General features: G+C 56.4%; 24 protein-coding genes. 11 read left to right on the top strand and 13 right to left on the bottom strand.

The window, feature by feature from the left end; genetic code table 11:
• Positions 1-5 precede the first annotated feature (5 nt).
• The 3 genes from NG99_RS16780 (at position 6) to NG99_RS16770 (ending at position 3,180) form a co-directional block, all read left to right on the top strand.
• Positions 6-1,376: an MFS transporter gene (locus NG99_RS16780; protein WP_034895439.1), complete on the top strand. Its 1,371-nt coding sequence runs from the start codon at positions 6-8 to the stop codon at positions 1,374-1,376.
• Between the two features lie 9 nt (positions 1,377-1,385).
• On the top strand, positions 1,386-2,429 hold the full coding sequence (idnD, locus tag NG99_RS16775) for an L-idonate 5-dehydrogenase (RefSeq protein ID WP_034895389.1): 1,044 nt from the start codon (positions 1,386-1,388) through the stop codon (positions 2,427-2,429).
• Positions 2,430-2,508: 79 nt separating this feature from the next.
• Positions 2,509-3,180, top strand: a complete 672-nt coding sequence (locus tag NG99_RS16770; RefSeq protein ID WP_034895387.1) for an SDR family oxidoreductase — start codon at positions 2,509-2,511, stop codon at positions 3,178-3,180.
• Between the two features lie 37 nt (positions 3,181-3,217).
• Here the strand turns inward: NG99_RS16770 and NG99_RS16765 are convergent, their stop codons facing one another.
• Positions 3,218-4,171: a quinone oxidoreductase family protein gene (locus tag NG99_RS16765; RefSeq protein ID WP_034895384.1), complete on the bottom strand. Its 954-nt coding sequence runs from the start codon at positions 4,169-4,171 to the stop codon at positions 3,218-3,220.
• Between the two features lie 64 nt (positions 4,172-4,235).
• Here NG99_RS16765 and NG99_RS16760 point away from each other — a divergent pair, with 64 nt between their 5' ends.
• On the top strand, positions 4,236-4,715 hold the full coding sequence (locus tag NG99_RS16760; protein WP_034895383.1) for a MarR family winged helix-turn-helix transcriptional regulator: 480 nt from the start codon (positions 4,236-4,238) through the stop codon (positions 4,713-4,715).
• A 17-nt stretch (positions 4,716-4,732) separates the two neighbouring features.
• Here the strand turns inward: NG99_RS16760 and NG99_RS16755 are convergent, their stop codons facing one another.
• Positions 4,733-5,947, bottom strand: coding sequence for a sugar transporter (locus NG99_RS16755; RefSeq protein WP_034895381.1), 1,215 nt, complete (start codon positions 5,945-5,947; stop codon positions 4,733-4,735).
• Positions 5,948-6,185: 238 nt separating this feature from the next.
• Complete coding sequence (locus NG99_RS16750; protein ID WP_034895437.1) at positions 6,186-8,576, bottom strand: membrane-bound PQQ-dependent dehydrogenase, glucose/quinate/shikimate family; 2,391 nt, start codon at positions 8,574-8,576, stop codon at positions 6,186-6,188.
• A gap of 317 nt (positions 8,577-8,893) precedes the next feature.
• Between NG99_RS16750 and NG99_RS16745 the strand changes: the two genes are divergently transcribed.
• Positions 8,894-9,304, top strand: coding sequence for a (R)-mandelonitrile lyase (locus NG99_RS16745; protein ID WP_408606413.1), 411 nt, complete (start codon positions 8,894-8,896; stop codon positions 9,302-9,304).
• Between the two features lie 42 nt (positions 9,305-9,346).
• Here the strand turns inward: NG99_RS16745 and NG99_RS16740 are convergent, their stop codons facing one another.
• From NG99_RS16740 to NG99_RS16725, 4 genes are all read right to left on the bottom strand, one after another.
• Complete coding sequence (locus tag NG99_RS16740) at positions 9,347-9,871, bottom strand: PadR family transcriptional regulator (RefSeq protein WP_034895379.1); 525 nt, start codon at positions 9,869-9,871, stop codon at positions 9,347-9,349.
• A 123-nt stretch (positions 9,872-9,994) separates the two neighbouring features.
• On the bottom strand, positions 9,995-10,798 hold the full coding sequence (locus NG99_RS16735; RefSeq protein ID WP_232298337.1) for a siderophore-interacting protein: 804 nt from the start codon (positions 10,796-10,798) through the stop codon (positions 9,995-9,997).
• A gap of 135 nt (positions 10,799-10,933) precedes the next feature.
• Positions 10,934-11,653, bottom strand: coding sequence for a GNAT family N-acetyltransferase (locus NG99_RS16730; RefSeq protein ID WP_052130749.1), 720 nt, complete (start codon positions 11,651-11,653; stop codon positions 10,934-10,936).
• A 109-nt stretch (positions 11,654-11,762) separates the two neighbouring features.
• On the bottom strand, positions 11,763-13,148 hold the full coding sequence (locus NG99_RS16725) for an NAD-dependent succinate-semialdehyde dehydrogenase (RefSeq protein WP_157032642.1): 1,386 nt from the start codon (positions 13,146-13,148) through the stop codon (positions 11,763-11,765).
• Positions 13,149-13,274: 126 nt separating this feature from the next.
• Here NG99_RS16725 and ptrR point away from each other — a divergent pair, with 126 nt between their 5' ends.
• Positions 13,275-14,141 (top strand): putrescine utilization regulator PtrR, encoded by an 867-nt coding sequence (ptrR, locus tag NG99_RS16720; RefSeq protein ID WP_034895374.1) that lies wholly within the window; start codon positions 13,275-13,277, stop codon positions 14,139-14,141.
• Positions 14,142-14,189: 48 nt separating this feature from the next.
• Here the strand turns inward: ptrR and fabV are convergent, their stop codons facing one another.
• Positions 14,190-15,386, bottom strand: coding sequence for an enoyl-ACP reductase FabV (fabV, locus tag NG99_RS16715; RefSeq protein ID WP_034895372.1), 1,197 nt, complete (start codon positions 15,384-15,386; stop codon positions 14,190-14,192).
• A gap of 191 nt (positions 15,387-15,577) precedes the next feature.
• Positions 15,578-17,218, bottom strand: coding sequence for a kdo(2)-lipid A phosphoethanolamine 7''-transferase (eptB, locus tag NG99_RS16710; RefSeq protein WP_232298336.1), 1,641 nt, complete (start codon positions 17,216-17,218; stop codon positions 15,578-15,580).
• Between eptB and NG99_RS29995 the strand changes: the two genes are divergently transcribed.
• The gene (locus tag NG99_RS29995; RefSeq protein ID WP_232298338.1) at positions 17,126-17,314 is read left to right on the top strand and encodes a hypothetical protein; all 189 of its coding nucleotides are present in this window, start codon (positions 17,126-17,128) and stop codon (positions 17,312-17,314) included. The two genes, eptB and NG99_RS29995, sit on opposite strands and share 93 nt — an antisense overlap.
• 436 nt (positions 17,315-17,750) lie before the next feature.
• Positions 17,751-19,025, top strand: coding sequence for a Glu/Leu/Phe/Val family dehydrogenase (locus tag NG99_RS16705; protein WP_034895368.1), 1,275 nt, complete (start codon positions 17,751-17,753; stop codon positions 19,023-19,025).
• A gap of 58 nt (positions 19,026-19,083) precedes the next feature.
• On the opposite strand, the gene NG99_RS16700 is transcribed toward NG99_RS16705, so the two are convergent.
• The gene (locus NG99_RS16700) at positions 19,084-20,262 is read right to left on the bottom strand and encodes a Gfo/Idh/MocA family protein (protein WP_034895366.1); all 1,179 of its coding nucleotides are present in this window, start codon (positions 20,260-20,262) and stop codon (positions 19,084-19,086) included.
• A gap of 267 nt (positions 20,263-20,529) precedes the next feature.
• Here NG99_RS16700 and NG99_RS16695 point away from each other — a divergent pair, with 267 nt between their 5' ends.
• Both NG99_RS16695 and NG99_RS16690 read left to right on the top strand, forming a co-directional pair.
• Positions 20,530-21,555, top strand: a complete 1,026-nt coding sequence (locus tag NG99_RS16695; protein ID WP_034895364.1) for a LacI family DNA-binding transcriptional regulator — start codon at positions 20,530-20,532, stop codon at positions 21,553-21,555.
• Between the two features lie 234 nt (positions 21,556-21,789).
• Positions 21,790-22,704 (top strand): sugar phosphate isomerase/epimerase family protein, encoded by a 915-nt coding sequence (locus tag NG99_RS16690; protein ID WP_034895362.1) that lies wholly within the window; start codon positions 21,790-21,792, stop codon positions 22,702-22,704.
• Positions 22,705-22,722: 18 nt separating this feature from the next.
• On the opposite strand, the gene NG99_RS16685 is transcribed toward NG99_RS16690, so the two are convergent.
• From NG99_RS16685 to NG99_RS16675, 3 genes are all read right to left on the bottom strand, one after another.
• On the bottom strand, positions 22,723-23,148 hold the full coding sequence (locus NG99_RS16685) for a hypothetical protein (RefSeq protein ID WP_034895360.1): 426 nt from the start codon (positions 23,146-23,148) through the stop codon (positions 22,723-22,725).
• Positions 23,149-23,213: 65 nt separating this feature from the next.
• Entirely contained in the window at positions 23,214-23,660 is a 447-nt protein-coding gene (locus NG99_RS16680; protein ID WP_034895358.1) for a DUF441 domain-containing protein, read from the bottom strand.
• 98 nt (positions 23,661-23,758) lie between these two features.
• Positions 23,759-24,394 (bottom strand): hypothetical protein, encoded by a 636-nt coding sequence (locus tag NG99_RS16675; protein WP_034895356.1) that lies wholly within the window; start codon positions 24,392-24,394, stop codon positions 23,759-23,761.
• A 250-nt stretch (positions 24,395-24,644) separates the two neighbouring features.
• Between NG99_RS16675 and hpxO the strand changes: the two genes are divergently transcribed.
• Positions 24,645-25,802, top strand: coding sequence for an FAD-dependent urate hydroxylase HpxO (gene hpxO / locus NG99_RS16670; protein ID WP_034895355.1), 1,158 nt, complete (start codon positions 24,645-24,647; stop codon positions 25,800-25,802).
• Positions 25,803-25,815 lie beyond the last annotated feature (13 nt).

Below are 25,815 nucleotides of genomic sequence, written 5' to 3'. Positions count from 1 at the left end.
TGACCATGAAACCCACCCGCTCTCGCCTGACCATCCTGCTGATGCTTTTTGTGGTGACCGCGATTAACTATATGGACCGCGCCAATCTTTCGGTGGCGGGTTCCCATATTCAGGGGCAGTTTGAACTCTCCCCGACACAGCTGGGGCTGCTGTTCTCCATGTTTACCTGGTTTTACGCCATGAGCCAGATCCCGGTAGGCTACATCCTGGATCGGGTTGGCTCCAGAATTCTCTACGGCAGCGCCATTGTGCTGTGGAGCGTGTTTACCTTTGTGATGGGCTTCGCCTCCCACCATCTGTTTGCCACCGCCACCGCTTCCTTCATTATGCTGCTGGTGTGCCGGGCGCTGATTGGCATCGCGGAAGCGCCTTCTTTCCCTTCCAATACTAAAATTATCGCCAGTTGGTTTCCCGATCATGAACGCGCCCGCGCCACGGCTTTTTATTCCAGCGCCCAATATATTGGCCTGGCTTTATTAACGCCGTTGCTGTCGTGGATCGTCGCTGAATACGGTTGGGAAGCCTCTTTCTATCTTTCCGGCGGCGTCGGCATCCTGTTTGGTCTTTACTGGCTGGTGGCCTATCGCGATCCGCAGCACAGCAAAAAAGTTAACGATGCGGAACTCGACTATATTCGCCAGGGAGGCGGGTACGGTTCCGCTAATCAGCAGAGTGGAAACGGCAAAGTAAATTGGGCCAGCGTAAAGCATATTCTGGGCCAGCGTACGGTATGGGGATTATTTATCGCCCAGTTTGCCGCCTCGTCAACCCTCTACTTTTTCCTGACGTGGTTTATTGTCTACCTTGAAAAAGGGTTGGGATTATCCATCGCTAAGGCCGGACTGGGCGCAATGTTTCCTTATCTGATGGCGATGGCAGGCGTCCTTTGCGGCGGCACGCTCAGCGATATGCTGCTCAAGAGAGGCCACAGCCGGACCTTTGCCCGCAAGCTTCCGGTCATGTCTGGTCTGTTGGTGACCACCTCGATTGCGCTGGTTAACTTCTTCCAGCACAGCCCGACCATTGCGATTGGCATTCTGTCGGTAGCCTTCTTCGCCAACGCCTTCTCCAATCTGGGTTGGGTAGTCTGTAGTGACGTCATCCCGCGTCACTTAATTGGCACCCTCGGCGGCTTTCTGAATATTTTTGGCAACCTGTCCGGCATTATCAGCCCAATCGTTATTGGCGTTATTCTTCAACGCACGCAAAACTTCCAGTATGCCATGTGGTACATCGCCGCCGTGGCGCTGATCGGTTTCCTCGCCTACCTGTTTCTGGTAGGTAAGATTGAAGTTATCTCGCTGCCCGACGATCCAGAGCAGGATCACGCAGACGAAGCGCGCCAGAAGCCGTTAAAAACCCCGTCAAAAGCCTGAGGATTTGTTATGAAGCAGAAAGAGATTATTGCCAGCGTAGTCAGCGCGGCGCACCAGGTCAGCAATCAGCCGCGTATGCTGGAGTGTCGGGACGACCAGGTGTTGGTGCAGGTCGAGCGCGGCGGAATTTGCGGCTCGGACATTCATTATTTTCAGCATGGCCGTGCGGGCATGTCGGTGTTGAAAGAGCCAATGACGCTGGGGCATGAGTTTGTCGGTCGAATCGTCGAAGCGCCGGCAGGAAGCGCCCTGAAACCAGGCCAGCGCGTGGCCGTTAACCCTTCGCAACCCTGTAATAGCTGCGAATTTTGCCTCTCCGGCAAGCAGAACCTGTGCCGGACCATGAAGTTTATGGGCAGCGCGCAGTTCTTCCCGCACGTTCAGGGCGGGTTCGCCAGCTTTGTCGCCGTCAGCCCGGCGCAGTGCGTCCCCTATGCCGATGAGGCCGATGCCAAAATCATCGCCTTCGCCGAACCGCTGGCGGTGGCGATCCACGCCATCCACCAGGCAGGCGATCTGGTGGGTAAAAAAGTGCTGGTGACCGGCTCAGGGCCGATTGGCTGCCTGGTGATGGCGTCGGCCTTCGCCGCGGGCGCCGCAGAGATTGTCGCCACCGATATGAGCGAACGCTGCCGGACGCTGGCGCTGGCAATGGGCGCCTCCCGGGCCGTAGATCCTGGCGATCTCCCCACTACCAGCCGCTGGCAGGAGAACGGCGGCTATTTTGACGTCTGCTTTGAAGCGTCCGGCGCCCCTGCTGCCATCGCTTCTACCGTGGGATTTACCCGGCCGAAAGGCCGGATTGTACAGCTGGGGATGGGTGCCGCTTCGCTGGAGTTCCCGCTCGGATCGCTACTGGTTAAAGAGATCGAGCTGGCCGGTTCCTTCCGCTTCATCAATGAATTTGAGATTGCCGTGCGCTGGCTGGAGAGCGGACGCATCAATCCTCTTCCGCTGCTTTCCGCCGAGTTTCCGCAGCAGGATGTGGTAAAAGCGCTGGAGATGGCCAGCGACAAAAACCTGGCGGCGAAGGTACAGCTGACGTTTGGCTGAAACAGCCATCAAATCAGCTGAAGCTGCTAAAGTGTTGTCATGGTTTTTTTCGCAGACACGCAAACACAAAGGACAGCTTATGGATACCTCAAAACAGGCGCTGATCGTCGGCGCTTCACGCGGGATTGGGCTGGGTCTGGCAAATACGCTAGCCCAGCGCGGTTGGAAAGTGATTGCCACCACCCGCAATACTTCGCCGGTTTCAGACTCTGCCATTTACTGGCTGACCGTGGACATCAACGAACCCACGCAAAGAGAGACGCTAAGAAATGAGATTGAGGGTAAATCTTTCGATCTGATTTTTATCAATGCAGGCGTGTTCGGCCCGGATCATCAGGATCTGGCAAAGGCGAAGGATGACGAGCTGGCCGCTTTATTTTTAACCAACGCTATCTCTCCGGTGCGCTGCGCTGCGGAACTGCTGCCGCTGCTCTCCCCCACTAATGGCGTGCTGGCGCTGATGACCTCGCAGTTAGCCAGCCTGAACGAAAATACTTCGGCAACCTACCCGCTCTATTCAGCCAGCAAGGGGGCGCTGAATATGCTGTCGCGCAGCCTGACCGATCGGCTGGCCGACGGTCAGACTTTGCTGAATATTCACCCAGGCTGGGTGCAAACGGATATGGGCGGAGAAAATGCCGCGCTGACCGTAGAGCAAAGCACAACGGGCATCGTCGATCGGCTTGAGCGCTGGTCCGGCAAGGGTGGCCATCACTATCTGGACTATGCCGGGACGTCGCTCAGCTGGTAGTCCGAACGGCAAAGAACAGGTATGCGGAGCATCAGTGCTATAGCGTAAATACCGTACGCGAAGCGCTGTCGTTCTGCTGCCAGACCTCGGTAACCTGGGACAACGGCACTTCGTGGGTTGCCAGGGTAAAGCCAGCGGAAGCGGTCGCGTTGAGCAGGCCTTTAAGCGTTTTCAGCAGCCCGTCGGTTGTGACACTGCCTAAACCGCTGCCCATCAGCGCTATTGCTTTGGAACGCAGCACTGCGCCGGGCAGAGCGATCTCGCCGCCACCCATTGATCCGACCTGCACAAATCGCAGCGGTTGGCCCTCTTCAGCCGTTTGGGCTGCCGCGGCGAGCAATTGTTCCGCCGTTTTTCCCCACAGGTAGTCGATAACCACGTCAACGCCCTGCCTGAATGCTTCGCGAAACTGGTCATTCAGGACTTCTTCTTCCTGCGTCAGCGCAATGATCGTGTCCACACCCAGCAAAGAGAGCTGCTTCAGCGCTTCAGGGTTGCGGCCGGTCGCAATTATTTTCTTCGCCCCAAGGTAGCGGGCGATCTGCACCGCCAGACGTCCTGAAATGCCGGTGGCGCCGTTAATCAGTACCGTTTCGCCAATTTGCAGGCTGGCGCGCTCGGTCAGGGCTGCCCAGGAAGACATTCCCGGATTGGCAATCCCCGCCGCCGTTATGTCATCCAGCTCGTCCGTCAGTTCAATGCAGCGCGAGGCTGGCACCAGCGTCTGCTCGGCCATGCTGCCGTAAGGCGCGACCGGCTGAAAGAAATAGACCCGCTGCCCGTCTTCCCTGGTCCCAACGCCATCAATCCCGACAATGAAAGGATACTGCCCGCTGGCGCTGTAATGCTTGCCTGAAGCCCTGTTTTTAACCAGGTGGCTAAGTGCGGCCGCCCGAACCAGCACCCGCTCCCCTTGCTCTGAAGCGACCGGTTCCGCAAAGTCGCCGTAAATCGGCAGTTGTCCTGCCTGGGTCACGAATGCTGCTTTCATAAGATTTCCTCTGTCAGGATAAAATTAATTATGTGTATAATGCACACATTAAAGAGGAGTCCGTATGCCGTCAAGTAATAATGTGCAAAATACACACATCAGCCAACAGCTGCGCGCCCTGCACGGGGCAATCTTAGAAATAGTCGCGGTGATCAACAGGCCGCAGGGAGATGAGCGGCTGATTAAAGAAGCGGGGATCAATCTTGAGCGAGCGTTATTTCCGCTGTTGGTGGGCATTGAACGCTTAGGACCGATTGGCGTGGTGGAGCTGGCCGAGCGCGTCGGCAGAGATCACAGTACGGTCAGCCGTCAGGTGGCAAAGCTTGAAGGCAGCGGCCTCGTCGAGCGGCGTCCAGGCGCGGCTGACCGCCGGGTACGGGAAGCGGTCATCACGCCGAAAGGTAAAACGATGACCGATCACGTCGATGCGGCGCGGGAAAGAATTGGGCGGGAAATTTTTGCCAGCTGGCAGCAGGATGACGTAGATAAACTGGTGCAGCTGTTAAGCAAATATGCCGGGGCGCTGAAGGAAACCCTCGCCTGAGCCAGCGCCCCACGTTGTTATTCCGGCCTTGCGGCCATTTGCTGGCCCTGCTCCACGGTTCTGGACGGCCATTTCCTGAACATAAAAAGCGCGCCAGTAAGGGCCGCAACGGCGGGGATGGCCGCAATGTAGCCGACGGATGATATGCCAATGTCCAGGCTGGCTTTGTTGCCCAGCAGCGCGCCAGCCCCAATGCCAATATTGACAATGCCGGAGTACAGCGCCATCGCCACGTCGGTGGCGTCCGGCGCCAGCGTCAGCACCTTCATTTGCAGGCTCATGCCAATAATCATAAAGGCCATACCCCACAGCATCGCCACCGCCACGGTGCCGTTTTCGCTGCCAGAGACCGGCAGCAGGATCAGCAGGCAAACAGCCAGCACCGCGATGGAGAGAGTCAGCATCTGCGCGGGACGACGATCGCCCAACCGGCTGAAAATCAGGCTACCTGCAACGCCAGCCACCCCGACCAACAGCAGCAGCAGCGTGGCAAAACCTTCAGTGAACCCGGCGACCTTCACCACAAAAGGCTCAATATAGGTAAAGGCGGTGAAATGGGCGGTCACAATCGTCACCGTCAGCGCATACAGACTGACCAGCGCCGGTCGCCGCAGCAGGTTGGGTAAGTTTTTAACCGAGCCAGCCTGTTCAGATTTCAGCGAAGGCATCACGCGGATAATCATCCATAAAAGCACCAGCGCCGCCGCGCCAATCAACAGAAACGTGTAGCGCCAGCCCGCCATCTGTCCAACGATCCGCCCTAGCGGCAGGCCGAGAACGGAAGCCAGTGCCGTCGCCATGGCAAGCAGGCTCAATGCCTGCGCGCGTTTCCCCGGCGGCGCCAGCCGCACGGCCAGCGACGCGGTGATCGACCAGAAGAGCGCATGGGCCAGTGCCACCCCCGCGCGAGCAATCAGCAGCACCTCAAAACTCCAGGCAAAAAAGGAGAGCAGATGGCTACAGGCGAAAAGAGCGAACAGCACGATGAGCAACGTTCGGCGGTTGACCTGGCTTGTCGCCAGCATCAGCGGTAACGACATCAGCGCCACAATCCACGCGTAGACGGTCATCATGATGCCAGCCTGCGAGGACGCCAGCCCAAAGCTGCTGCCAATATCGGTGAGCAGGCCGACGGGGATGTATTCAGTGGTGTTAAACACGAAGGCTGCGCCCGCGAGGGTCAGCACTCTGGACCAGGCAACCCGGCGTGAAACGACTAACAAATCAGACATGGCGTGCGGCTCCCGGATCAATAAAAGACGTCAGAAAGCGCACAAGTGTAGGAGGAACTGAATTTTATTCAATAAAAGTGTGAGCTACATCTCAGTTTTAGGATATGAATTTCCGGTGGATGGAGAATGATTAACCAGGAAAAGGTGTGAAGCAGGTATAGCTACGGGTTTACAGCGGAGGCTGGGCCACCGGCCGGTGAGAGGAAAATGGGCGGAACTGGCATTCCGCCCTTGTCGATTACTTCAGACGATATGCCACCACGGCATCGCCCTCTTTAGTGCCCAGCGAACCGTGTCCACCGGCTGCGATAACCACGTACTGCTTATTATCCGCACCCAGATAAGTGGATGGCGTGGCCTGGCCACCGGCTGGCAGCTCAGCCTGCCACAGCAGCTTACCGCTGCTGGTGTCGTACGCGCGGAAGAAATTATCCGCCGTTGCGCCGTGGAACACCAGGTCTCCCGCCGTCGTCAGCGGGCCGCCGTGCGCCACCATTCCCATCGGGAAGCCGATCGGGAAGCGGCCTGGCAGGAAGGTGGTCTTCAGATTTTTGGTCGTTCCCACGCGGCGTAGCCACCCGGTTTTACCCGTTTTCAGATCCACGCCGACCATCCGGCCCCACGGCGGTGCAATACACGGAATACCCAGGCTGGAAGCCATCTGCTGGATATGTATCGCATAATCCCCCTGGAAGTTTTCATTCCAGTAAGGCGTACCGTCCTGAGTGAATAAACGTTTGTCGGCCGTATCCGGCGTACGTTTGATCAGGTTGTATTTGTAAGCCAGCCGTACCGGCGAAGCGATCAGAATCTGACGCTCTGGATCTACCGCCACCGAGCCCCAGTTGAACACTCCAATGTTGCCCGGGAAGATAATCGATCCGCTTTCCGTCGCCGGCGTCCACGGATTGCCATCATAGCGCAGAGATTTAAATTCCAGACGGCAGGCCATCTGATCGAACGGCGTCAGGCCCCACATCGCTTTCTCGTTGAGCGGTTCAGGGATAAAGTTCAGCGCGGATACGGGCTGCGTTGGCGAATATTTCTCCCCCTCAATTCCTTTCGTCGACACGTCAAGCTGGTTGATTGGATAGACCGGCTGGCCGGTCAGACGGTTCAGAACAAACAGGTTGCCGGTTTTGGTCGGCAGGATCACCACCGGCTGTTTTTGACCCTGATAATCGATATCCAGCAGCGACGGCTGTGAAGGATTATCGCGGTCCCACAGATCGTGTTTGGAGGACTGGAAGCGCCACTTAAATGCGCCAGTCTTCAGATCCAGCGCCACCAGCGTATCGCGGAATTTCTCGGTGTTGCTGTTAGCATCACGCTCAATCCCCAGCTCATCCGGCGAGGCGTTGCCGAACGGGACGTACAGCAGGCCATTCTTCATATCGGCGCTGAGCGTCCCCCAGGCAACGGGCGTATCCTGAGGATAGGTCTGGCCTGCCGCGATCGGCTGGGTATTTTCCGGGTTAGCCGGATCGAAGTTCCACACCAGACGCCCCGATATCACGTCATATGCCCGAATAACGCCTGACGGGTTGCCGGAATTAAAGCCGTTATCCATCACCGAGCCGCCGACAATCACCAGATTACCGGCAACCAGAGGCGCAGCCGTTTGCATCAGGGCGTGAGGACGAATTTCGCCCATATTTGCCCGCAGATCGACAATGCCGTTGTTGCCAAAATCGGCACACAGCTTGCCGGTGTCCGCATCCAGCGCCAGTAATTTCGCATCGTTAGCGGCATTGAAAATACGCTTACGGCAAACGGCCGGTGAGTTGGCGACGGAGGCTGGCTGCACGGTGTTCCCCGCCGGGACGGCCGGTGCCTCATAGTAGCTCACGCCGCGGCAGGTCTGGTGCTGCTGCAAATAAGAGCGGTCTTTGGTTGGCTCATATTTCCACTTCAGCGCGCCAGTCTCCGGATTCAGCGCGTGCACTTCGTTGTGCGGCGTACAGAAATAGAGGGTGTTGTTCACTTTCATCGGCGTGGCTTCAAAAGTGTATTCAGAAGCATCCTGCGCATCGCGCAGGTCGCCGGTGTGGTAAGTCCACGCCACGTCCAGATTACTGACGTTATCGGCGGTGATCTGCTTCAGGTTAGAGAAGCGCGCACCGTTGTTGGTGCCGCCGTAGGCCGCCCAGTCATTTCCCGCCGCCTCGGTATTCGCCGCTTCGCGCTGGTTGCTAATCGTGCCCTCTTGCGGCAAAGGATCGTAGAAGGCCATGCCAATCACAATGGCAATCATCACCAACACGGTGGTCCCGAGGAACGGATGGAACCTGGCCGGGTTGGCGGGCCTTTGCGCTTTTGACAGCGGGCGAACCACCCAGGGTAAGGCCAGCCAGACGCCAATGATACCAATCAGATCGCCGCGAGGTATCCACTGCCATTTATCGAAGCCCACTTCATAAATGATCCATGCCAGCACAATCCACATCAGGATCGCGTAGAGGGATAAGGCGATTATTTTGTTTTTAAACAGCGCAACGGCGGTAATCAGCAGCCCTACGGCCATCATGGCATAAAAAGGCGTGCCGCCAGCCAGCAGCAGCTGTGCCCCCATGTAAAGCATAGCGAGACCGGCAATCGCTATGACAATACTCGTCAATTTGTTAATCATTTTCATCTCTCAGCGTATACGAATGGACGATTATCATCCTTACGAACCATTACAATTCGAAAACACAAATTTAACTAAAAAAACATAAGAAAAAAAACCCATTTATTTAATCTATTTCAGGTTATTGTTTCGCACTGGGTATATTTTTACGTGCAGAAAAGCAAATTCACCGACCGGGACAACAAGAAATTTCAGCCCCGCGCCGTTAATTAATGATCAGAATTCATAAGTTCTTTCAGCTTTGCGCCATAGTCTTCAGCGGTAAATCGCCTATCATTCATCCACGCAATTTCTTTCGCCAGCCTTGAGGCCTTACGATGATCGATATCTTTAAACAGGGTGCCACCCCCACCGTTAGCGGACCAGAAGACTATTTTACCGGTGAAGTAAAAATTAACTCGCCGTTCAAAACGACCGAACCTGCCCGCGTAAGCGGTGCGACCGTCACTTTCCCAGCCGGCGCGCGTACCGCATGGCACACTCACCCGCTGGGACAGACGCTGATCGTTACGGAGGGTCAGGGATGGGTGCAGGAATGGGACAAACCGGCAAGGGCAATTGGCAAAGGCGATATCGTGTGGATTCGCCCAGAGGTAAAACACTGGCACGGCGCCAGCGCCAGCAGCGCAATGACCCATATTGCCATCGCTGAAGCGCAGGATGGCAAGGTTGTCGACTGGATGGAAAAAGTGTCTGACGAGCAGTATCAGCAGCCCGGCGACCAGTAGCAGAATGTTGTCAGGATGAACCAGGCGCTGCTGCCGTTGCCCTTAGCTTCGCTCAATTTTCTTTGCCGCTTCGTCGAGCGCATCGATAATGTCATACAGCGTTTGCTGCGCGAGTTCGGGCTGTGAAAGGCGAGTGTTGAGCGCCATTTTCATATTATGAATGGCGCGTTCCATTTCGGGAAGGCTACGGTTATTCACTAACACCGCCATTGAGCTGAGCCGGGCGATAATGGCCTTCAGGCTGGCCTGCTGCTGATGAAGCAGCCTTTCTCCCCCTGCTGCGAGGCGAAAGGCCTTGCGGGCAGCCTGAGGATTGATCGCCTGGATGCAGTCCATCTCTTCAAGCAGAGTCAGATTAGGATAGATAATTCCCGGACTGGGGGAATATTCCCCTTTGGATAATTCCTCAATCGATTTGATCAGCTCATAGCCATGCGCCGCACCCTGCGAAATAAAGTGCAGGATCAGCAGGCGGATGTCGCTGGCATCCAGCATTTTTTCACGCCGCTTTCTGCGCGCTTGCGCACAGGCTTGTTTATGAGCGGGGTCCTGAGGAGATAATTTCATCGCCAGCCTGCGCAGAATTAAGGGGGACTGAGTGTAAATGACCCCCTGGCAAATTTCAATAAGCCTGGTCTTGCTACCGGTATTCCCGCGCTTTTCCCGGCGTTACCGTCAGCTGACCGCGCTTTAGCGTGACTTTAGGTGCCAGTACGCCACCGCTCTGACAAAATCGGCTTCTTTGCCGCGCTGGCCGGTAAAATAATCGCTCAGCATTTTGACCGCGGCGCCCTCGCCGGTCAGCCAGATAAAGTAATCCTCTTCCGGCAGCGCCAGCGCTTCCAGGCGGGCGATCAGCTCCTGAGCGGTGTCGGTATTCATCGTACCGCTTCCCAACCAGTTCACCTCAACCTGACGGATATCCTGCAAATATTCCAGACCGGTCGCTTCATCCGCCCAGGCATAAAGCTTGATTCGGCTGCCACTCATCGTTTGCAGGCGACGTTTAAAAGCCGGAAGCCCGGTTTCGTCACAGACATACAGCTGAAAGTCATAATCCTCCGGCACTATCAGCGAACCGCGCGGCCCGCCGATAGCCAGCCTGTCGCCCGGCTGAGCCTGTGCCGCCCAGTCACTGGCTACGCCGGACTGATGCAGGTAAAAGTCCAGCGTCAGGCGGCCCTGCTCACTATCAAAGAACAGCGGCGTATAATCACGGGCAACCGGCCTGATGCCGTCTTTCCACACCACGCCCTCTTCGCTGATTTCCGGCAGATGAAACTCACCGGTTTGCGCATCGGGGAAAAACACTTTGATATGGTCCTCAAAGCTGGGCGAGGTAAAGCCTTTAAGCGCCTCGCCGCCAAACTCAATGCGGTAAAAGTTTCCGGCGATGAAGGTTTTCGACAGCACCGCTACCGGACGAAAAACCAGCTCATTTCTCACGCGGCGCGGCGCGCGACGATTTTTTTCTGCAATCTCTGACAAGGAAATTCTCCCAAACCGAGGGGGTGGCAGGCCCGTGATAACCACGGATGAAAACATGATTAAAATATATCTATGATATATCTTAATCGCAAGCAGAATTTCTTCCGCTCGCTTTCACGGGCTGCCTGGGCCGTTCTCGGTTTAGCTGCCCGCCTGGTCGCGAAGCGCCGCAAGGCTCTTTTTTTGTTGCCCCTGACTGTCGAAGTTAGCCGGGTCAAGCCAGCGTTCAAATCCTGCGCGGACGGCAGGCCAGTCGGCATCGATGATTGAAAACCACGTAGTGTCACGCGTGCGGCCTTTATAAACGATCGCCTGGCGGAACAACCCCTCGTAAATGAAGCCCAGCCGTTCGGCCGCGCGGCGGGAAGGCGCATTCAGGCTGTCGCATTTCCATTCATAGCGGCGATAGCCCAACTGCTCGATGGCATAGGTCATCAGTAGAAAATGCGCTTCGGTAGAGACCGGCGTGCGCTTCAGATCGGGTGAAAAAGCCACCTGCCCGACTTCAATCACCCCATGGGCAGGCTCAATGCGCATCAGCGCCAGCGTCCCTACCGCGCGGCCGCTGCTCAGATCGATAACCGCGTAGTAGACCGCATCGGAACTGGTCGCGGCGGCGTTCAGGTGCCCGTGGAACTGCTGTTCATCAGCAAAAGGGCCGGTGAACATATAGGTCCAGTCGCGGCCATCGCCTGCTTTGCCGTAGGCCTCGTACAAATCGGCGAAATGCCCCGCGCTGTCGAGCGGCTCCAGACGGCAAAAGCGGCCTTTCAGCGTAACAGGGCCTGGACGCTGGCGTGGGCTCCAGTTCTCCATTGGTTCGCCCACGGGCTGCTGATATTCATTCATTCGGACTGACACGGACACCTCCATTGCACTTAACGTAGTTAGCTGTAAGCAAAAACATACGTTATTGCTCCCTGGGCTGTCTAAGGGAAAAAGCCTCAAGCAAGAGAATTACTCTGTTGGCTTACTCCTCCAGCCAGACGGTCTGGGCATTGGTAAACTCGCGGATGCCGAAATGGGACAGCTCGCGGCCATAACCGCTGCGCTTCACTCCGCCAATCGGCACGCGCGGATCGGAGAAGCTGGGTGAGTTGATAAACACCCCGCCCGTTTCAATCCGGGCCGCCAGCTCACGAGCCTTGACCAGATCGCGGCTCCAGAGGCTGCCGCCCAGGCCGAATTCTGAATCGTTCGCCATCGCAATGGCGTCCTCCGCATCTTTAGCTACGATCAGCGAGGCCACCGGTCCAAACAGCTCCTGGCGGAAGCTGGTCATGCCTGGCTTCACGTTGCCCAATACGGTGGGCGCGTAGAAGTTCGCAGCACCTGGCATAGCGTGGCCGCCCAGCAGACACTCAGCCCCTTCTTTCAGCGTCGCCTGCACCTGTGAGTCCAGCTCGTCGCGCAGGTCGAAGCGCGCCATCGGGCCGATCAGCGTCTCTTCATCACGCGGATCGCCGACCTTCATCGCCTTAACCGCCGCAATGAACTTATCGCGGAATTGATCGTAAACGGCGGCTTCAACAATAATCCGCTTCGCCGCGATGCAAATTTGTCCGCTATTCATAAAGCGCCCGGAGATCGCGCCTTTAACTGCCGCATCGATATCAGCATCGGCCAGCACGATAAAGGCATCAGCCCCGCCCAACTCCAGCACGCTTTTTTTGATCGCGGCACCGGCCAGTCCGGCAATGGCCGCACCGGCACGGACGCTGCCGGTCAGGGTGACGGCGGCGATACGGCGGTCATGAATCATTTTCGCCACGGCATCATTATCCGCATTGACCACCCTGAACAGCCCTTCCGCTACGCCAGCCCCGACTAGGATCGACTGTAACAGCAACGCGCTACCCATCACGTTTGGTGCCGGTTTCAGCAGATAACTGTTGCCCGCAAGGATGATTGGCACCGCGCCGCGCATCACCTGCCAGACCGGGAAATTCCACGGCATCACCGCCAGAATGGGGCCAAGCGGCAGATACTGAACGAAAGCTTTATTGTTCTCAACCAGCGTAGGTTCAGGTTTGAGGAACGCCGGGCCATGCTCCGCATACCATTCGCACAGACGCGCGCTTTTCTCCACCTCGGCCAGCCCCTGAGCGATCGGCTTACCCATTTCATCGGTCATCATTTCGGCCAGTTCACGCGCCTGCTGGCGCAGGCCGCCGGCTATCTTCAGCAGCAGTTGGCTACGGCTGGCGATCTCGCTGACGCGCCACGCCTGAAAGGCGCTCCAGGTTTGCTGCAACGCGGCATCAACCTCCGCAGTCGAGGCAAAAGGCGTGTGGCCAATGACCTCTCCGGTAAAGGGATTGCGTGAAACTGCGCCTGCTGGGGTAGTCATAAACATTCTCCTGGTCTGCGGGCCGGCGGGCCCGAAGCAATGGGTGAGCGGAAGATGACTTAATCATAGGCTTGCGCGTATTTCCTGAAAAATGAATAATAATGAAAATATCCTGCTCAAATTGAGAAGATTATGGATCTGACCCAGCTGGAAGTGTTCCGCGCGATTGCGCAAGAAGGCAGCGTCACCGCCGCCGCCGCTCGGCTGCACCGGGTGCCGTCGAATATCTCCACGCGCCTGCGCCAGCTGGAGGACGAACTGGGCGTGGCGCTGTTCAACAGGGAAAAACTCCGGCTGCATATTACCGATGCCGGCCGCACGCTACAGGATTACGCGGGCAGGATTCTGGCGCTGACTGAAGAAGCGAGAGAGCGGGTTTCCGGTCAGCACCCTACCGGCATCTTCACGCTGGGGGCGATAGAGAGTACCGCTGCCGTGCGTCTTCCTCCACTGATCGCCCGCTATCATCAGGCCTGGCCTGAGGTTGAGCTGGATCTCTCTACCGGCCCTTCCGGCGAGATGACGGAAGGACTGCTGGCAGGCCGTTTCAGCGCGGTGTTTATTGACGGCCCGCCGAAGCACCCTCAGTTGGAAGGCGTTCCGGCTTTTGCCGAAGAAATGGTGCTGATCTCTTCCCTTAATCATCCGGCGGTGAGCTGCGCGGCGGATATTAACGGCGCCACCATCTACGCGTTTCGCGCCAACTGCTCATACCGACGGCTGTTTGAGAACTGGTTCGCAGTGGATAACGCCGCGCCCGGCAAGATTTTTGAAATGGAGTCTTATCATGGCATTGTCGCCTGCGTCAGCGCGGGCGCCGGACTGGCGATGATCCCCAAAAGTATGCTGCAAAGTATGCCCGGCAGGGACAGCGTGCTGGCCTGGCCGCTGGCGGAAGCGCGCGGGCATCTGCATATCTGGCTGGTGTGGCGCAAAGGAAACCGCCCGGCTAACCTCGAGGCGATGATCGCCCTGATGGATACCGGAAAGCAGAGGTGAAAAAAAAGCCTGTCGGCAGACAGGCTTTTTAAAGGCGAAAATCAGGGATTACAGCTGGACCAGATTTTTGATCTTCACGTCCGGGTTAACGTCAGCGTCATAATCCACGCCCTGCAGCCCAAAACCGAACAGCTGCATAAATTCGGTTTTGTAGCCGACAAAGTCGGTCAGCTGATTCAGGTTTTCGTTGGTGACAGTAGGCCACAGCTTCACCACTTCATCCTGCACTTCTGGCGTCAGCTCTTTGTAGTCCGCTCGCAGGCGGCCGACGTCATCCAGAATTGGCGCAGCGTTATACAGGCTGTCTTTGAACAGACCGTAAACCTGCTCGATGCAGCCTTCATGCGTGCCCTTTGCCTTCATCACTTTAAACAGCAGCGCAAGGTAAAGTGGCATCACCGGGATAGCCGAGCTGGCCTGAGTAACAACGGCTTTCAGCACGGAAACGCGCGCGTCGCCGCCTTTTTTAGCCAGCGTGTCGCGGATGGTCAGCACGCGCTTGTCCAGATCCTTCTTCGCTTCGCCGATCGACCCATTCCAGTAGATATCGTGGGTAATCTGCTCGCCGAGGTAGGTAAAGGCGGTGGTTTTTGCGCCGTCAGCCAGCACGCCTGCGGCGTTCAGATCGTCAATCCACATCTGCCAGTCTTCACCGCCCATCACCGCTACGGTTCCGTCAATTTCTTCCTGAGAAGCCGGTTCCAGCGTGATATCGGAGATAGTTTCTTTATCGGTGTTCAGGCCGCGAGTGGTCAGCGTTTTACCCACTGGCTTCAGGGTTGAGTTGAACACTTCACCGGTTTTAGGATGGGTGCGGCGTGGCGCAGCCAGGCTGTAAACCACCAGATCCACCTGCCCCAGGTCCTGTTTGATCAGCTCAATGGTCTTCTGCTTCACCGCATCGGAGTAGGCGTCGCCGTTGATGCTTTTGGCGTACAGGCCTTTGGCTTCAGCAAACTCTTCAAACGCGGCGGAGTTGTACCAGCCAGCGGTAGCCGGTTTGGTCTCTTCGCCTGCGCGTTCAAAAAATACGCCCAGCGTCGCCGCCTCACAGCCGAAAGCCGCAGAGATGCGCGCCGCAAGGCCGTAACCGGTTGACGCGCCAATCACCAGCACCTTTTTCGGACCGTTGGCAATGTTGCCGTGGCTGGTAACGTACTCGATTTGTTTTTCAACGTTAGCTTTGCAACCCGCCGGATGGGCAGTAACACAGATAAAGCCACGAATGCGTGGTTTAATAATCATGTCGACCTCAATTGATACTGTCACAGTAAATATGGGCAGTAGAATACCCGCTTGTGTCGGTTCAGGCAAAATTAACGGGTTAAGGATGCCTTTTCACTTAGCCGGTTGCTTACTCTGCGAGCAATGGCATGGGGAATGCTTAACAGGCTGCGAAAGAGGAAGTGAGGGAGGCGCAGCGGCCTCCCGCAAGATTAAGACTTAGCGTGGCACCAGTTGCGTAACGCGTTGATACCGCCGTCCGGAGAGGTATAGCCAATACAGCCGAGAATGCTGTCGAACAGCTTCTCATGGAATACCGGGGTTTTATCCTTCGCCAGCGTTTTCAACTGCTGGAAGGCGGTGGCGTTGTCAGGCTGTTGCAGGAACTTATCCGACGCCCAAACCATGATCGGCACCGAGCGCTGAGCCATCGGCGCCTGATTGCGTGGCGTACCGTGGAAGTGCATGTTTTTCGAAATCGACTCGCCGTGATCCGAGGCATAAAACACAATCGCGTTCTTGTCACGCAGCTGGTTAAAGACCTGCTCAAGCACGTAATCGGTGTACAGCAGGCTGTTATCGTAGGAATTCACCATCTCTTCGGTAGAACACTGATCGTCAATACCCTGGCATTCCGGCTGGTAGCGCGCAAACGAGCGCGGATAGCGTTCCGTGTAGAGGTAGTGAGAGCCTTTGGTGTGCAGGATAACCAGATGTTTACCCTGTGGATGGCGATCGAGAGAATCTTTCAATTCGCTAACCAGCGCCATATCGTCAATGGGCTTACCCACGTTGCGCTTTTCGGACTGAATGGTTTCGCGCAGCGCGTAATCGTCCGCCATGACTTTATTATAAAACCAGGCCTCGCTCTGCATGGAGAACAGCTCAGAGGAGAAACCCTGTTTTTTCAGCACGGAAAATACGTTCATCTCTTTGAGCGTGCGCTGCGGCGCTTCCGACGCCCCGCCTTCTCTGACGAACATACAGCGCAGAGAGAGCTTGGTCGAGGTATCGCAGGAGTAGCCCTGCAGCGCCGCAAGATTCGGTTCTTTATCCAGATTTGGCGTGTTATCACGGTCGTAGCCGTAAAGACCCATATGGTCGCGCCGCGCGCTTTCACCAATTACAAAGACGACGTAAAGGTCGTTAACGTCTTTTGGCGGCTTGTAGGTAAAGTGCGCGGCCGGATCGTACAGGTTACGGCTGTCTTCGGCCTGGCTCCAGCTGCTGTAAGCCAGCAGGCCCACGCCCGACAGCCAGTTAGACGGGGAATAGGTTCCCGCCACCACGCCGCCGTAGCTTGCCATCATCCTGTTGTGCTGCTTATCAAGACGATCCTGATGGTGGCCCATCACCTTCAGCGGCAGCCAGCAGCAAAGTCCTGCGGCCAGCATAACGCCGGTGCGGCGCAGAAAAGCGATGCCATTGCTGCGGCGGAGTGACGCTTCCGGCATTGGCGACAGCCAAATCAGCAGCAGCGGCAGCACGCTTACCAGCGCCACCCAGATCAGAAAATGCCAGCCAACTGACTCCTTTGACAGGTCCAGGCTATCGGTAGCCATCACCGAGGCGATAATGCCGTAACCAATGTCGACGTTGAAGAAAATCATGTAGTAGCTGGCGGCAACGGAGAAAATCACCAGCAGCGTCACCCCTGCTCTGTACAGCCAGCGGCCAGTCAGAGAGAGCAGTAGCGAGATGAACAGTACCAGCATAAAGGCTGCCAGTATTTCAATACCCGTAGACAGGACCGCGTCATTTTGCAACTGGTGAAAACGGCGGAAAAAAATGGGCAGATTAAGCAGGACCCCAATATAGAAAGCAATAAAACAACAGACCCTGAACTGGGTCAAAAAAAACAGTTTTTTCATCTGGTTCTTCGTCATCGCGTGAATGTCATGCCAGAAACAGAACGTAAAGGTTCTGAAAGCTGCCACAGTATTGCGTAAGCAAAGTCTCTGACAAAGTAAAGAAACAGGAGTTTAACGAAGTTAAAAAAATATAGCTGTTATAATGTAACAAGAAATGTGGCGCCAGCGGAAGGCGCTGCCGGTCCGTCCCGCCGACCATTTTTCCCGCTCACGCCCCCTCAGACACCGCAAAGTTTGATCGCATTCAAAGTTCTGATAAATAAAGCCAAAGCGACCGCTATGCACTTTTGCTGCATAACTATGAGAATACTTCTCATCTTCCCTTTTGCTGTGCCCGATGGGGTAATTATTTATTCGAAATAGCGCGGACCACCCCGGATTTACCACCAAACTTCACACTAAATTAACAGATTAGAAACGTCGATATAATGGTAAATTCGCTACCGTACAAGTCAGATGAACTAAACATGTCGCCATTACGCAGTACATATCACTATTTAACAAAAGGTTTGTTATGGATAAGCTATCTTACGTTTCAGAAGGCAGCACAACGGCCTGGTCAACCTACTTACAGCAAATCGACCGCGTGGCGCCCTACCTGGGCGATTTGACCCGCTGGATTGATACGCTCCGTCATCCTAAACGCGCGCTGATTGTCGACATCCCGTTGCAGATGGACGATGGCAGCATTCGCCACTTCGAAGGTTTTCGCGTGCAGCACAATCTTTCCCGCGGACCGGGCAAAGGCGGCGTTCGCTACCATCCTGACGTTGATCTGAATGAAGTGATGGCGCTCTCCGCGTGGATGACCATTAAGTGTGCGGCGGTTAACCTGCCTTACGGCGGGGCTAAGGGCGGTATTCGCGTCGATCCTTTCAAACTTTCTGAAGGCGAGCTGGAACGTCTGACTCGCCGTTATACCAGCGAAATTGGCCTGATTATTGGCCCGCAGAAAGATATTCCTGCGCCGGACGTCGGCACCAATTCCAAGGTCATGGCGTGGATGATGGATACCTATTCCATGAATCACGGCACCACGGTCACCGGCGTGGTCACCGGCAAGCCGATCCATCTTGGCGGCTCGCTGGGCCGTGAAAAAGCCACCGGTCGCGGCGTGTTCATTACCGGCCGCGAAGTTGCCCGCCGCTCAGGCATTGAGATTGAAGGCGCAAAAATCGCCGTGCAGGGGTTTGGTAACGTCGGCAGCGAAGCCGCCCGTCTGTTTGTCGCTGCGGGCGCCCGCGTGGTGGTGGTACAGGACCACTCCGCAACGCTGTTCAACGCGGGCGGCATCGACCTGGTGGCGCTAGGCGAATGGCAAAGCAGCAATAAAATCATTGCCGGTTTCCCTGGCGCAGAAGAGATTGCCAGCGAAGCGTTCTGGACTACCCAGATGGATATCCTGATCCCTGCGGCACTTGAGGGGCAGATCACCCGCGAGCGGGCAGAAGTGCTGAGCTGTAAGCTGGTGCTTGAAGGCGCAAACGGTCCAACCTATCCCGACGCGGACGATATGCTGAGCTCACGCGGCATCACCGTGGTGCCGGACGTGATCTGTAATGCGGGTGGCGTAACGGTCAGCTACTTTGAATGGGTGCAGGACATGGCCAGTTTCTTCTGGAGCGAGAGCGAGATCAATGACCGCATGGACAAGATCATGACCGAAGCGATGATCCACGTCTGGGACAAAGCCAGCGAAAAGGCCTGTAGCCTGCGCACCGCAGCCTATATCGTGGCCTGCGAACGCATTCTGATGGCGCGTAAGGACCGGGGTATTTATCCGGGATAAAGTGTTACCGGGCGGAGCAATCCGCCCTTTTGTTCCCTTCGCCGCAATGGCTGGCTGCTTACCCGACATTTACCCAGACAGAGCCGCCGTCAGCGGAGCGCACGCAGTTTTCTATCCAGCGAACCCCTTCCAGCCCGGCGTCGATATCCGGATACACCATTTGACTCAGCGCCGCCTCGTCGCCCCGCTGTTTTGCATCAATGGCTTGCGCAAACTTCAGATAGATATTCGACCACGACTCGGTCAGCCCCTCGGTATGCAGCGCCCCGAGACGATCGTCTGCCAGCGCGGATTCGTCCAGATAGGGCATTCCGTGATGCATCACCTGATTCGGCTGTCCCTGCACTTCGTACACCAGCTCATTGGGCTGATAGTCGCTCCATTGCAGGCTGGCCTTTGAGCCAATGACGCGGATTTTCTGGCTGTTCATCGATCCCGCGTTGATCGCTGAAGTCCAAAGCCGTCCTACCGCGCCGCCGTGGTAATGCATCAGCACCATCGCGTTATCCTCCAGCGGGGCGCGGGAGGGAATAAAGCTCTGACGATCGCACAGCAGCGATTGCAATTTTAACTCCGGCAGCACCAGCTGAGACAGGTAAACAGTGTGGGTGGAGAGATCGCCCAGCACAAAACTCGGCCCGGCAATTTTAGGGTCCACGCGCCATTTCTGCGCGTCGGAAAATTTATCGGCGCTGTCGTTGGCGCTGAAGCCGTGGGTATATTGCATCTCAACCATACGCACGTCGCCAATGTCGCCATTGGCGATCATTTTACGCATTTGCAGCAGCATCTGGTGCCCTGAGTAGCCGTAGGTAACGCCGACAATCAGCCCCTTTTCTGCCGCCAGCTGCTTTACCTCTATGACCTCCGCGCTGGTGAAAAATAGCGGTTTTTCACAGATAACATGCAGACCGGCATTGAGCGCCGCTCGGGTGATTTCATAGTGTGTGCCGTTCGGCGTGGCAATGGTCACCACTTCTATCCCGTCGGGCCGCGTTGCCTCAGTGGTGAACATCTGGGAATAGTTGTCGTAGCAGCGGCTGGCTGCAACGCCGATATTGACGCCAAAATCGCGGCCGCGCTGGGCATCAATATCAAACGCGCCAGCCACCAGTTGAAAAGCCGTATTGTCACGAAGTGCGCCGCTGCGGTGCTTGTACCCCACCTGGCTCAGGCGCCCCCCTCCAATCATCGCCCAGCGCAGCGGACGGGCGATTTTTTTCTCTCCATTTAACATAGCGACCTCGTTTATCGGTGTATTCAGGATTAAGGATGACCGGATGACCTTTTGCACCCGGTAGCAAATCGCCTGATGCAACCGGGTGCAAAACATAACCCGACTGAGATGGCGTGTGAACTTTCAGAGAGGATGAGCAGGAAGTCAAACCTCTTCAAGGTGAATTCGCGGACCAGCTCACAAGAAAAAACTTTTTTGCACCCGGTTGCACAAGCAGGATCGAATTATGCATTACACTGGGGCTTCTCTCCCAAAACGGTGTAAAGCATGAACGAAAAAGCCTCACGGCGGCCTGCGCTGCGCAAAGTCACCGCCAGCGATGTGGCGAAGCTGGCTGGCGTCTCAAAATGGACCGTCTCACGCGCTTTTACCGACGGCGCGTCAATTTCTGCCCAGGCAATGGAGCGCGTGCAGCAGGCGGCTAAAGAGCTGGGCTACCGCCCTAACCTGCTGGCGCGCAGCCTGTCTAAAAAAAGCTCGCGACTGATTGGCGTGGTGGTCGATGAAATGCTGAACCCTAACCTGCTGACGCTGCTGGATCAGATCACTCAGCAGCTTCAGCTACGGGGTTATATGGCGCTGCTGCTGAATATCAGCGCCCGGCGCAGCGAAGAGGCAGTACTGACGCTGGCCGATCAGCTACAGGTTGATGGGCTGTTGTTTCTCGGTACGCTGCTAAGCGACGATCTGATTGCCCTGGCACGGGACATCCACCGTATCCCGCTGGTACAGCTGTGCCGTAATGATGACAATCCCTACATCCAGGTGATCAATACCGATGGCTATCAGGCTGGCCGTCAAACGGCGGAAATTCTCCATCAACAGGGCTATCAGCGGTTTGGCTATATGAAGGGGCCAGACACCGAGTCAACGCAGCTGTTGCGCTTTGAAGGCTATCGCGATCGCCTGCTGGAGTTGGGGATTGAAGATCAGCAAATCGCCCTGCTGAAAGCCAATCATTATCATCGTGCCAGCGGGTTTAACGCCCTCGTAGATCATCTGAATTCGGTGGCGGAACCGGACTGGACCCAGGCGCTGTTTTGTGAAAACGATATTCTTGCCATCGGCGCGCTGGATGCGCTGGAAAGCCACGCACCGCATCATCATCTGGGCATTATGGGCTATGACGACATTGAGCAGGCTGGATCTTCGCACTATCAGCTCTCCACTCACGCGCAGCCGTTAACCGCCATGCTCCAGGACGCCGTTTACCGCCTGACCCAGCCAGAGGGAGAAGAACGCGTTTTCCATCATCAGGATAGCCTGAAGCTCCGTCGTTCTCATCTGCGATAGCGGAGAAACGCATTGCCGGCGGGAGTTGGTCAAGAACGCCCCCCATTCGGCCTAATCCCGACGGGGCTCTACTCAGTCCCCTGCCAGCAAGGCAATTTATGACCCGCCTCAAAGAATTAATATTTCATTAAAAAATTAAATGGAATATTTATTTTCTCCGACATAGGCTCGTTTCACTCAGACGCTTTCCCTCACCGGGCAGTAAAATTAGCCCTCAATACCACAAGGAAACCTATGTACTCTATTGCTAATGCGCCCTGTAGCTGGGGCGTCGATGACCCGAAAAATCCCTTTCTCCCTCCCTGGCAAAAGGTGCTGAGCGAGGCCAGAGAGGCAGGCTATCACAGCATTGAGCTCGGGCCGTGGGGTTACCTCCCTACCGATCCGCTTGAGCTGAAGCAGGCGCTGGACGCGCATCAGCTTTCGCTGGTGGCCGGAACGCTGTTTGACGATCTGGTCTCTGAAGCTAACTTCGCCAGCATGGTCGCACTGACGCACAGCGTTTGCGCTAATTTGCAGAAAGTTCCGGTGAGCCGCCGTGAGAGTGACGTTCCGCCTCCCTACCTGGTAATTATCGACTTTGGCGATGCCGACCGCGCCCGCTGTGCCGGGCAGTCCAGCCGGGCGAAGCGCCTGCCGGACGCCGACTGGCAAAGGATGATTGTCCATATTCGCGAGCTGTGCCGGATTGCCTCGCAGGAGTATGGCGTGCGCCCGGTTATTCATCCCCATGCGGGCGGGTTTATCGAATTTGGCGACGAAATTGAGCGCATTGCGCAGGATATTCCGCCCGCTGAAGCGGGTTTCTGCCTTGATACCGGCCACCTCTATTACGCCGGGCTTGATCCGGTAAGCTGGCTGAAGAAATATGCGGATCGCATCGACTACCTGCATTTTAAAGACGTCAACAAAGCGGTATACGATGCGGCCATTGCGCAGCAGCAGGATTTTTTCAGCGCCTGCGCGGCCGGAGTGATGTGCCCGCTGGGCAGCGGCGATGTGGATTACCCGGCGGTCAGGTCGCTCCTGGCCGATCTTAACTGGCAGGGTTGGATCACCATCGAGCAGGAGCGAGATCCCCGAGACGTGGCGGGCAGCCTGAAAGACGTTACCGCCAGCCTGGAGTATCTGCGAAGCGTGGGCTTCTGAGCGCGATGCGGTCCCGCGCTATTCTGACTCAGCCTGAGCGGCGGCCTGCGCGGCGCTATACTGCGTTTTAAAGGCTTCGTTCTCTTCGGTCAGGCGGATAGCCGCCTCAATCATCTCGTTCTGCACCAGCGTGGTTGACCCACCGCTGGTGCGCCAGTGAATGTAGAGCACGCATAGCGCGGCGACCTGGAGCCGGTCCTCTTCACCGTTGGCGGCTTCAAAGCCGTATTCGCGGTCTGACCAACGGTAAACGTCGGCAACAAATGGCATCTCGCCGTTATCATCAAGCGGCGGCAGCGTGGCAAAAAGCGCCAGCATGTCCGGCGTGGCAACATAATGCTGACGGCCTACCGCATCCAGCTGTTTTCCGCGCGCCCGCGCATTGTTGGCCTGTTTGGCTTTCGCTTTGGCACGCTTTGCCCGTTTATCCTGTTTAGTGCTCACTGGCCGTTCTCCGCTGTGAAAAAAAGAGCGCAATCATAGCAGACCCCCCGTCGGAAAGCAGCGCGCTACATTTTGCCGATGAACAGTGAAACCAGACCTGCGGCGATCAGCGGGCCGACGGGTACGCCGCGGAACAGGGACACGCCGATAATGGTGCCGATCAGCAGACCGCCGACAATGCTGGGCTGGCTGCTCATCAGCGTGACGCCGCGGCCACCGACCCACGAAACGAAGATGCCGACAGCAATAGCCAGCAGCGATTTCCAGTGCAGGAAGGACTGCATCAGCGTGCTGCTCGGGATGGTGCCGCTGGCAATCGGCGCCATCACGCCAATCGTCAGGATAATGATCCCCACCGTCACGCCCTGCTTTTCAATCCAGGGGAAGAACGAATTCAGCGGCGTCATCCGCACAACGATCAGCACCAGCAGCGCGATGGCTACGGTGAGGTTATTGCTGAAATAGCTAAGGCCGGCCAGAACCAGCAGAATAAATAAGGTCAGATCGAACATAAAAGGTTCCTGAAGAGGCGCTCGCAACTTGTTGAGCCTCCAGCATAAAACACTTTATGGCTCCGATTGCGAATTTTTTGCGTTCCGGTAATTTATGTTCAAAGTATCGCGTCAATCGCCGCCTGCAGGCTAGCCTGCGGCCCGGTTAGCACCGCCAGCGTGCTGTTAATATATTTCTCCGCGCCGGTCATTGAGGTCTGCGCCAGCACAATACAGCCCAGCGAACATTCGGGGCGCTGCTGAATATAGTGCGCAATTTCACGATGATAGCCCTCAATGTCCCCCTGATTAAAAAAGGCCCAGGCTCGCGGGACTAACTCCACGGCCAGCCTGTCTCCGGGGATAAAAGCGGAAAATAACCGGGTCGTCGACTCCAGCGTGCTGTGCGCGGTGCACAGCACCAGGATGGAGCCATGATAGCGCGAGGCATACTTTGCGAGGATCGCATCCACCCGCAGTACCGGCTTGCTGAACTGCTTCGCATCCCAGGCCACTACGCCAAGCGTGGTACAGGTCACAATGACAACATCAGCGTGCTCGCACAGCTCTGCTATCGCCCGGCTGGTGGCCTCGGCAATCTCCTCCGTGACTTCGTTTGCCGCCACCGCACGTTCCAGCAGCTCACTCTCTACCCGATGCAGCAGCTGTATATCCTCAAAATCCAGCGCGCGCAGCGCTTCTTCGAAAATGGCGATATTGCTTCTTGCCGCATGAAGGCAGGCTATGGTGGCCATCGTGGCTTCTCCGTGGGGTTATCCTCACACTGTGACAAATATCCCCCGCTTTGCCAACTTATCCCGCGCAATAATTGCATGAGTTTCATCATGGCATCACCAACATGGTGCAATGCATCACCATAATGCAGGATTTTAGTGAAACTATAGTTTCATGACCCTGAAAATCCCCGTTTCCCGCATCGCTCCGAATCATAAGAAATTGGTATAGAAATTGCTTAATAGAACTTATGACGCAAAGGAGAGACAGATGAAAGCGATTGTAATTGGTGCCGGTATCGGCGGCATGTGCACGGCGATTGGCCTGAAGCGGTTCGGAATTGAAACCGAGGTTTTTGAGGCGGTCAAAGAGATCAAACCGGTTGGCGCAGCCATTTCCATCTGGCCAAACGGCGTAAAGTGCCTGAACTTCCTCGGCATGAAAGAGCCACTTCGCCGGCTCGGCGGACCGATGCAGTCAATGGCTTATAAAGACTTTCAGGCGGGAAATACCCTTACCCAGTTCAGCCTCGAACCGCTGGTTGCGGACTCCGGCGAGCGCCCTTATCCGGTGGCCCGTGCCGAATTACAGGCGATGCTGCTGGACACCTACGGCCGGGAAAAGGTGCAGTTTGGCAAGCGCGTGGCCCGCGTAGAGCAGGATGACAGCGGCGTCACCGCCTATTTTGAAGATGGCAGCGAAGCGCATGGCGACCTGCTGATCGCCTGCGACGGCACTCACTCCGTAGTGCGTAAATACGTCCTTGGCCGTAGCGTTGAACGCCGCTACGCCGGTTACGTTAACTGGAACGGGCTGGTTGAGATTGATGAAAGCATTGCGCCGTCACGGCAGTGGACCACCTTTGTCGGCGAAGGCAAGCGCGTCTCGCTGATGCCGGTGGCTAACCATCGCTTCTACTTCTTCTTTGATGTGCCGCTTCCTGCGGGCCTTGCGGAAGATCGCAGCACCATACGCGACGATTTGACCCGCTACTTCCAGGGCTGGGCCGCGCCGGTGCAGAAACTGATTGGGCAGATAAACCCGGAAACCACCAACCGGGTGGAAATTCACGACATCGATCCGTTCCCGGAGCTGGTCAAAGGCCGCGTCGCGCTGCTGGGCGACGCGGCGCACAGCACAACCCCGGATATCGGCCAGGGTGGCTGCGCGGCGATGGAAGATGCGGTGGTGCTGGCAACGATCCTGCAAACCAATTCATTAGGCATTGAGGACGCGCTGCTGCGCTATCAGGCCAAACGCGCCGATCGGGTGAGGGATCTGGTGCTGAAGGCCCGCAAGCGCTGCGACATAACCCACGGCAAAGAGAAGAACATCACGCAGCAGTGGTATGAAGATCTGAAAAGCGAAACCGGCGAGCGCATTATTCACGGCATGTGCGACACCATTCAGGGTGGCCCACTGGCCTGATTCGACGGGGCGG

The sequence above is a fragment of the Erwinia typographi genome (assembly GCF_000773975.1).
Classification (GTDB): domain Bacteria; phylum Pseudomonadota; class Gammaproteobacteria; order Enterobacterales; family Enterobacteriaceae; genus Erwinia; species Erwinia typographi.
Note: the sequence above shows the minus strand (reverse complement) of the source record. Positions and strands in the feature narration are given on the sequence as shown.